The sequence below is a fragment of the Opitutales bacterium genome, from assembly GCA_013215165.1.
Classification (GTDB): Bacteria; Verrucomicrobiota; Verrucomicrobiia; order Opitutales; family JABSRG01; genus JABSRG01.
On record JABSRG010000054.1, the window covers coordinates 18,485 to 27,214 of the forward strand.

Here is an 8,730-nt window from a genome sequence, read left to right on the forward strand (position 1 = left end):
TATGAAACTCCCCTCATTCGCAGTAAAACATCCTATATTCACCTCTATGGTGACCGGTATTCTCCTCTTGTTAGGAGGGGTGTCGTTGGGCCAATTACGCATCGATATGTTGCCGGCGATCGAATTGCCGCGCGCTTCTGTGCGGGTCGGTTTTGATGGAGCCAGCCCTCAGGTAATGGAGCAGCAAGTGACACAAATCGTTGAGGAGATTATTGCGCGCGTTCCAGGAATTGAGGAGATGAGTTCTCGCTCAGACGAAGGCGGGGCGAATATATCGATCACATTTGCATGGGGTACTGACTTAGACGCCGCGGTCATTGAGGTGCGTTCAGCTATTGAGGAGGAGATGAGTGAATTACCGGACGATATTACCCGGCCGCGGGTACGTTCATTCGGGATTGAGGATTTTCCGGTGATTATCCTGGGTGTGTCGAGTGCCCTCGATCCGATCGAGATGACCAATGTCATCAACAATCAGATTCGGCATCGCTTCACCCAAATACCTGGAATTGCCCAGCTTGATTTCTGGGGTGGCTTCGATCGCGAGGTGCGCGTGGAGCTCTATCTAGAAAAATTGAATGCCTTGGGTATTCCCGTAGGTGAGGTAGTCTCGGCGCTTCGCGATTCGAATCTCGACCTTCCCGCAGGCCAGATTGAACAAGGCCGCTACGAGGTGACCCTGCGCGCCCCCGCCCAATATAAGACTGTCCAGGAGATCCAAGACACAGTCTTGGATATGCGCGATGGCGCGGCGGTACGATTGGGAGACGTCGCCGACATCCTCGACACTCATGAAAAGGAGGAACGCATCATCCGGCTCAATGGAGAACAGGGTGTGCGCATCGCCATTCGCAAACAGGCTGATGCAAACACGGTCGAAGTATCTAGGGAAATCCTGGCACTTATCGATCAGCTCAATCAGGAGTTTCCGCAGCTGAATATCGTTCCTGTGACGAACCAGGGAAATTTCATCGAGCGTTCGATCCAAAACGTTTCCCAGTCGGTGCTCTATGGAGCGGGTTTCGCTATTTTGATTCTCTTGTTTTTCCTGAGGAATATTCGCAGTACGCTGGTGATAGCCATCTCTATCCCTGTATCGATTATAGCTACCTTTGCTCTGATCTATTTTGGGGGCTTGACCATCAATATGATGACGCTTGGGGGCTTAGCGCTTGGGGTGGGTATGATGGTCGATAGTTCGATTGTGGTTTTAGAGAACATTTTCCGAAGGCGACAACAGCTGGGAGATGAGGCGCACGTGGCATCCGCTGCTGGAGCTCAAGAGGTGGCTGGTGCGATTACAGCCAGTACTATCACGACATTGGTGATTTTTTTGCCCGTGGTCTTTATGCAGAGAGTCGCAGGTCAGCTATTCAGCGAGATGGCCTATACCATTGCTTTTTCTTTGCTGTGCTCGCTCTTGGTAGCGCTCACGGTCGTGCCTGTTTTAGCTTCGAAACTGGTGAAACGTTCCTCTGAGAAATCCGAATCGCGGGCCCCTGAGTGGGTTCGCGATTTGAGCGAGCGCGCGGAGAATCGGCTGGAGACGCTCACGCAGGCCTATCTGAAGTTCTTGAGTTGGGCGTTGGAGAACCGCCTCAAGTTTGCGGGAATCGTAATTGCCATGTTTATGGTAAGTCTGCCGTTGGCCACTCAATTGGGCTCAGAATTTCTGCCACCGAGCGATGAGGGGGAGGTGGAAGTGAGTGGAAGGATGGAAGTGGGCACGCGCCTTGATCTAGTAGACGAGCGGACGCGTATTATTGAGGAGATCGTGCTCCCGGCTGTCCCTGAGATCGAATCTTACGTTACCAGCGTGCGAGAGAATCGCGGTGAGGTCGAGATGGCTTTAGTTCCCGCCGCTGAGCGATCGCGCTCGAACACCGAAATCGCGGCTGCGTTGCGCACCTTGGTAGAAGGTAAAATCCCGGGGATGCGAATGCGCGTGCGTGCCCCTCAAGGACAATCCACACTGAATCGGATCTTGGGTGCTGAGTCTGAAGGCATCACCATCGAGGTGCGGGGATTTGATTTGGAGACCTTAGAGACCTTGGCGCTACGAGCAGAAGGTGTTGTGGCTGGCATTCCGGGTGTATCCGATGTCGACCTCAGTTTCGATGAGGGAACGCCTCAGCAAGAGATTATTCTCGATCGTAATAAAATCGCCGATCTTGGATTTAGCCCACGCGATGCTACACAGGTCATTCGCACTGCGATCGCTGGAACTCAGGCGGGAAATTTCCGCGACGAAGGCAGCGCGTTTCGTATTCTTGTCCAGCTCAAGGACGCACAGCAGCGGACACCTGATGAAATCCTTGGGTTGACGCTCACTGCTCCTAATGGGGATACCGTAGCACTGGGTAATCTAGTGGAGACTTCGAGTAGTCGCGCCCCACTGGAAATACAGCGTAAGAATCAACAGCGCTTGGTCCAGGTGTATGTCAATGTAGCCGGGCGCGACATGGGCTCTGTGGCGTCCGATATTCAGGCGGCACTCGATAGCATACCACGGCCCAGTGGTTTTGAATTGAAGCTTTCGGGCGAATTTGAAGAGCAGCAGCAGGCCTTCCGCGAAATGGTTTTTGCCCTACTGCTTTCCCTCTTGCTGGTCTACATGGTGTTGGCTTGCCAATATGAGAGCTTGCGCGATCCAATCATTGTAATGCTCTCCACGCCGATGGCGGCAATCGGCGTAGTCTGGGCGCTGTGGCTCACGGGAACCACACTCAACATTCAATCTGGCTTGGGCTGTATTATGTTGGGAGGCATCGTGGTGAATAACGCAATTCTCTTGGTAGACCAAGCGACGCGTTTATCGCGTGAGGGCATGACTGTGATGGACGCAGTCATCGAGGCGGGCCGCCGGCGTTTTCGCCCAATTTTGATGACCACGCTGACGACGATTCTCGGGCTGATGCCACTCGCGCTGGGCTTGGGAGAAGGAGCGGAAGCTCAGGCTCCTCTAGCACGGGCAGTCGTGGGAGGCTTAGCGGTTTCCACTGTCATCACTCTAGTGCTTATTCCTGTCGTCTACACGCTATTACATCGCAGTTCTGAGAGTATTTCAGACCCATCGATGGTAGGAACTCTCCAAAACCAACGGTCTTGAAAACGCATGCTTTGCAGATGGGTCTGGCGCTGCTGTTTGCCGGACAGCCGCTTGTTGCACAGACTCCCTTGTCTCTGGAAGAAGCGGTTTTCTCTGGATTGAAAAATAATCGTGGCTTGAGAATTCAGCGTCTGGAAGTCGACATCGCTGGCGCGTTTACAGAGATTGAACGCGGTGACTTCGACTTGGAGTTGTTTGGTGGAATGAATTACTCTGAGGAAGAAGCAAGTGAGACCGATCGTGCGACGCGTGAACAGTTTTCGGTATCGGGAAATGATTGGCGTGCAGAAGTGGGTGTGCGGAGGGATTTTTCGACAGGCACGAGTGTGGAAGTAGGGGTGCGGGCAGACCGGAGCGTGTCTGATCGGGCACCCGAGCAGCAATCCGTCCGCTGGGGCTTATCTGTCCGCCAGAATCTTCTCAGAGGTTTCGGACCAGGAACGAATCTGGCGCAGTTGCGTCAGGCTGAGTTCGCAGAGGCGGCGAGTATTTTTGAACTCCAGGGTTTTGCAGAGGCGCTCATTGCAGATATCGAGATAGGGTATTGGCGCTGGTATGCTGCAATCGAGGCACTCAAGGTTTTTGAAGTAGGTGTGCAAGTAGCAGAGGAGCAATTGGAGTCTGTGCTTTATCAAATAGAGGTTGGGAATTTGCCTGGGAACGAAGCAGCAGCGGCTCGTGCAGAATTGGCCTCACGCAGGCAGGGTTTAATTGATGCGCGCAGCGATGTGAAGCAACGTGCTTATGCCCTAAGCCAATCGATGGATGCAGTTGTGGATCCAGAGTTGGCGTTGGATCGAGCACCCAGTAGCCAAGCTTCAGCTGCCGAAGGATTTTCATCGGATCCTAGCGATCGCATTGCACTCGCACTTCAACAGCGCCCGGAGATCGGCGAGGCCCAGTTGCAGCTTCAATCCGATCGGCTCCGACTTGTTGTAACGAAGAATGGACGCTTACCGCAGCTCGACTTTTTTATCGATCTCGGGAGCACTGGATACTCTGACACCCTCCTCGAGGCGTATCGTAACTCTGATGGCCCGAGCTACGACTTTACTGTAGGCCTGACTTTTTCCAGAGCATGGGGCAATCGCCAGGCGCGCGGTCGCGATAGAGCAGCTCGTGCTACTGTAGGCCAGTCCGAAGAAGCGCTAGAGAATCTCCGCAACCTAGTGCGCCTCGATGTCCTCCTCGCGGTCAACGAAGTGGAGCGAACACTTGAGCTGATTGATGCAACGGGAGAAACACGCCTCTTCCGCGAGCAGACGTTGGCCGCCGAGCAGGGACGCTTTGAGGTGGGGACTTCCACCAGTTTTGACGTCTCCCGGGCCCAGCGCGATCTCATCGCAAGTCAGCTCGCTGAGATCAATGCGCTCGTCGAACACCAAATTGCCCGCGTGGCATTGCTACGCAGTGAGGGCATGCTCCTGCAGATGCGCGGCCTGAATGTCCGGGATTAGTTTTTCCAACAGATCGGGTGCAATTTCGAAGAGTGTCAGCATTTGAATTGGCGCATAGCAATTCAACTACCCTTTATGCGGCGGCGAATCGCCACCCTCAATAATTGGAGGGCCACGCTTTGACGTGAGGCTTAGAAGGCGCAGAACAGCGTGGAATGTGAAAATCGAGACGTACGCCTTTCTCCAGAAAAGACTTCCGCGGATTTCCGCGGCGAAGAAGTAGGCCGCAGGAGTGTGCATGGATACCTAGGCTGGGTTTTTGTCTTTTGAGGATCCGCTAATACACGCGAATAGACGCGAATATTTTGCATTGGGACCGTGGGTGTTTAGCCGCGATCTATTGCATAATTCGGGTTAGACCCAGATGCCACGCGTAGCGTGATGGTGATAGGCACTGCTTGGCCGGAGTTTTGACCCACCCCGTGGCAATTGCTTTCGTGATCACTCTACAAAGCTGACGATTGCAGAGAATATCGCCACTTACGCCAATATCTGGATCTATCCAAATCAATCAGAGGCATGGCGGATTGTGCCGACTTCAAAACTGATGGCTTGGTTTTTGTTGATGATCCTGAGTTTTGTTTTGGTCTCTATAGTGCAGCGTCCAACGTCGAACCAGAGTCAGGCACGCAATAGGCATTGAATGTATCTCGATTCCTTCGAAGCGAATTTCGAGAGGCTACCGGCGGCTAAACCGCCAAAGAATAGAACGATCTCCTCCCTATGCCGCTGGCTTGGAGTCGATGCGTTTTACGGTAGGCTTCGCGCGGTCGTTGACGACAGAGCCGTCGATGATGACTTCGCGGATGTCTTCGTCCTCAGGGATATCATACATGATGTCGAGCATGATATTTTCCATGATAGAGCGCAGGGCACGGGCACCGGTTTTGAGCTCGAGTGCCTTTTCGGCAATCGCTGAGATAGCGTCTTTCGTGAATTCTAGATGCACATCATCTAGGGCAAACAGCTTACGATACTGTTTCACTAGAGAGTTACTGGTATCCGTCAAAATGTGCTCAAGGTCTTCTTTGTCCATTTCGTTAAGGACGGAGACCATGGGCAGGCGGCCGATAAATTCTGGGATGAGACCAAAATTGACGAGGTCCTCGGGCTGAACGTGCTCGAGTAGGTAATCGTCAGCTTGGATGTCTATGTCGTCCTTGTCCTCACCTTTGAACCCAAGAACTTTGAGTCCAATCCGATCTCGAATGATCTTTTCGAGTCCGACGAATGCCCCGCCTACAATAAAGAGAATGTTGCTGGTGCTGACCTGGATATATTCCTGGTTCGGATGTTTACGCCCACCTTGTGGGGGTACGTTGCAGGTCGTGCCTTCTAAGATTTTGAGGAGTGCCTGCTGAACCCCCTCTCCTGATACGTCGCGTGTGATGGAGACGTTGTCAGTTTTTCGCCCGATTTTGTCGATCTCGTCGACGTAGATGATACCGACCTCAGCCTTGCGCGTGTCGTAATCTGCCGATTGTAGGAGGCGTAGGACGATGTTCTCCACGTCTTCGCCGACGTAACCGGCTTCAGTTAGCGTGGTGGCATCGGCGATGGCAAAGGGGACATCGAGCATTTTGGCCAGGGTGCGCGCGAGCAAGGTTTTGCCCGAGCCGGTGGGGCCGATGAGTAAAATGTTGCTCTTCTCGATGGAGACTTTCGCCAGCTCGTCGGAAAGGTCTTCAACCTTGTTGTCTGAGCTTTCGGCAGTGAGTGTAGAAAGGCGTTTGTAGTGGTTATACACTGCTACAGACAGGACTTTCTTGGCATCATGTTGACCAATGATGTGCTGGTCGAGGCGCCCCTTGATCTCTGAGGGGCGAATCAGGTTGAAGGCGTTTCGCTCGTTTGTATGGGGGTCCTCCTGAATCTCGCGATCAATGATGGTCTTGCAGACACTCACACAGGAATCGCAGATGTGTACTCCGGCGGGACCAGCGATCATTTTCTTCACTTCATTCTGCGATTTGCCGCAGAAGGAACAGAAGGTCATGCGAGACGATTTGGCCATATGAACTTATGAGTAACGGCCTATTCGGCCTTATTTTTTTCAAACACCTGATCTACGAGGCCGTAGTTTTTGGCCTCTTCGGCGGTCATGTAAAAATCGCGGTCTGAGTCTTTGGCGATCTGCTCGAGTGATTGCCCAGAGCGCTCAGCGAGGACTTGATTGATGGTTTCCCGCCAGCGAAGAATTTCTTTGGCCGCAATGGAGATATCCGAGGTTTGGCCGCCCGCACCACCCGAAGGCTGGTGAATCATGATGCGGCTATTTGGAAGCGCGTAACGCTTACCTTTGGTGCCAGCAGCAAGGAGAACGGTACCCATACTCGCTGCCAATCCGACGCAGTAAGTGACTACTTCGCAGCTGAGCATATTCAGTGTATCAAAGATGGCCATGCCGTCCGTAACGCTACCGCCCGGGCTATTGATGTAGAGATTTATCTCTTTTTTGGGATCCTCCATCTGAAGGAAGAGCAGCTGCGCGATGATGGAATTGGCGACATAGTCGTCGATGGGCGAACCAATGAAGATGATGCGGTCCTTGAGGAGACGGCTATAAATATCCCAGGCGCGCTCTTGGCGACCATCGCGTTCGTAGACGTAGGGAAGAGGCAGATAAGCACCCATAAGAAAATTTGCTAATAGAATTATGCTTCAGAGGAAGCGGGCTCGGCGATCGCATCTGTCGTCGCAACTTCGGTAACCTTAGCCTCATTGGTCAAGAATTCAAGGACCTTGTTAAAGAGGGCGGCTTGTTGAAGGTTGTTGAGACGTTCTCTGTCCTTCTGGAGCTCTTTTACAAGCTGATCGGGAGCTATCTGGCGTGACATGGCTTCTTGATAGATGATTGAGCTCATATCTTGCTGCTCCAGGGTGATGCTCTCCTTATCAGCAATTTCTGAGAGAAGGATCTGGAGTTTGACGCGATTTTCTGCAGCTCCGCCAGCTTGTTTGATAATGTCTTCTTCGCGTTCACGGAGCTGGTCTTCAGGCACCCCGCGCTGCATTTGCTGCTGCATGAACTCGATCAACATATTGTTACGCTCTTGATCGATGATCGATTGTGGGAGCTCGAAGGTGTGGTTTCCAATAAGAAAGTCTTGGATCTGGCCGCGAATGCTTTGGATATTCTGCTGTTCTTTTTGCTGACTGACTTGCTGGTTGATGCGCTCGCGGAGTTGTTCCTCAGATTCTACTTCGAGCGATTTTAAAAATTCTTCAGTAAACTCTGGGAGTGTCTTTTCGCGGACCTCCATAATTTCAACGGCATAGGACGCTTCCTTTCCTTTAAGAGCATCGTCTTCGAAGTCGTCTGGGAAGGTGTAAGGGATATCCTTTTTATCTTCTTTGGCCATCCCAATAATACCTGTCACGATGGCCGGGACGCCCGGTGCATGTTCATTTCCGGCTTCCTCCCAAGTAGAGGCCTGCTCGGAATACATGGCGTTTTCGGTGATTTCGGAAATCTTTTGACCGTCGATGGTTCCCGTATACGAGAGGCGCACGTAATCGCCTTTTTCTGCGGCGCGTTCGACAGGGTTATACTCGGCGCGCTGATTGAGTATATTTTGCAGAGCATCTTCGACTTCAGCGTCAGTAGCGTCGGTATCTGTCGATGTGGTTTCGATGCCCTTGTAGTCGACGAGATCGATTTCGGGATAGACATCGATGGTGAATGAGCATTCGAGCTCTTCTCCAGCTTTGATATCCTTGACATCACTGGCCTCAACGACGCCAGCAATATGAAATTTATGTTCTGTAGTGCCCGCGCTGTAAGCTTTGCGTTGGAGGGCACCTGAAAGATCTTCAGCTATATCCTTTTTAAAGCGAGTTTTGACAATATTAGCTGGTGCTTTGCCGGGGCGGAATCCGGGGATTTTCGCCTTTTGAGCGTAGTTGGATACGAGCGTATTGTATTCTGCAGTGGTCTCCTCCGCACTGAGAGTGACGGTGAGCTTTTTACGCGTGTCCGATAGGCTTTCGATAGATGTGTTCACAAAGATAAGATCGTTTTGTGGGATAAAAAACGACCAGACTATCTAGCTTTGAGAGCCGGGGTCAAAGCTATTTGGCCTTTTGAGGTTTCGTGGAGGATTGCTAGACAGCCAGGCTCTCGCATAGCTTAAACTGATAACCATTCAAGTTCGATGTGCAGGG

At 52.2% G+C, this 8,730-nt stretch carries 6 protein-coding genes; 3 read left to right on the forward strand and 3 right to left on the reverse strand.

Features of this window, described 5'->3' with window-relative positions; all coding sequences use genetic code 11:
* Position 1: 1 nt before the first annotated feature.
* From HRU10_11825 to HRU10_11835, 3 genes are all read left to right on the forward strand, one after another.
* A complete protein-coding gene (locus tag HRU10_11825; GenBank protein ID NRA27921.1) occupies positions 2-3,109 on the forward strand; it encodes an efflux RND transporter permease subunit in 3,108 nt (1,035 codons plus the stop codon).
* Positions 3,106-4,566, forward strand: a complete 1,461-nt coding sequence (locus HRU10_11830; GenBank protein ID NRA27922.1) for a TolC family protein — start codon at positions 3,106-3,108, stop codon at positions 4,564-4,566. The genes HRU10_11825 and HRU10_11830 overlap by 4 nt, the downstream gene beginning before the upstream one ends.
* Positions 4,567-4,960: 394 nt before the next feature.
* Entirely contained in the window at positions 4,961-5,209 is a 249-nt protein-coding gene (locus HRU10_11835) for a DUF817 family protein (GenBank protein NRA27923.1), read from the forward strand.
* Positions 5,210-5,287: 78 nt separating this feature from the next.
* On the opposite strand, the gene clpX is transcribed toward HRU10_11835, so the two are convergent.
* The 3 genes from clpX to tig are packed head-to-tail and all read right to left on the reverse strand — an operon-like array spanning position 5,288 to position 8,570.
* Entirely contained in the window at positions 5,288-6,580 is a 1,293-nt protein-coding gene (gene clpX / locus HRU10_11840) for an ATP-dependent Clp protease ATP-binding subunit ClpX (GenBank protein NRA27924.1), read from the reverse strand.
* 20 nt (positions 6,581-6,600) lie between these two features.
* On the reverse strand, positions 6,601-7,200 hold the full coding sequence (locus HRU10_11845) for an ATP-dependent Clp protease proteolytic subunit (GenBank protein ID NRA27925.1): 600 nt from the start codon (positions 7,198-7,200) through the stop codon (positions 6,601-6,603).
* Between the two features lie 20 nt (positions 7,201-7,220).
* Positions 7,221-8,570, reverse strand: coding sequence for a trigger factor (tig, locus tag HRU10_11850; protein ID NRA27926.1), 1,350 nt, complete (start codon positions 8,568-8,570; stop codon positions 7,221-7,223).
* Positions 8,571-8,730 lie beyond the last annotated feature (160 nt).

Bases quoted from the DNA above. Each gene is read 5' to 3' on its own strand.
- clpX (NRA27924.1), bottom strand. From the start codon at position 6,580: ATGGCCAAATCGTCTCGCATGACCTTCTGTTCCTTCTGCGGCAAATCG.
- HRU10_11825 (NRA27921.1), top strand. From the start codon at position 2: ATGAAACTCCCCTCATTCGCAGTAAAACATCCTATATTCACCTCTATG.
- HRU10_11845 (NRA27925.1), bottom strand. From the start codon at position 7,200: ATGGGTGCTTATCTGCCTCTTCCCTACGTCTACGAACGCGATGGTCGC.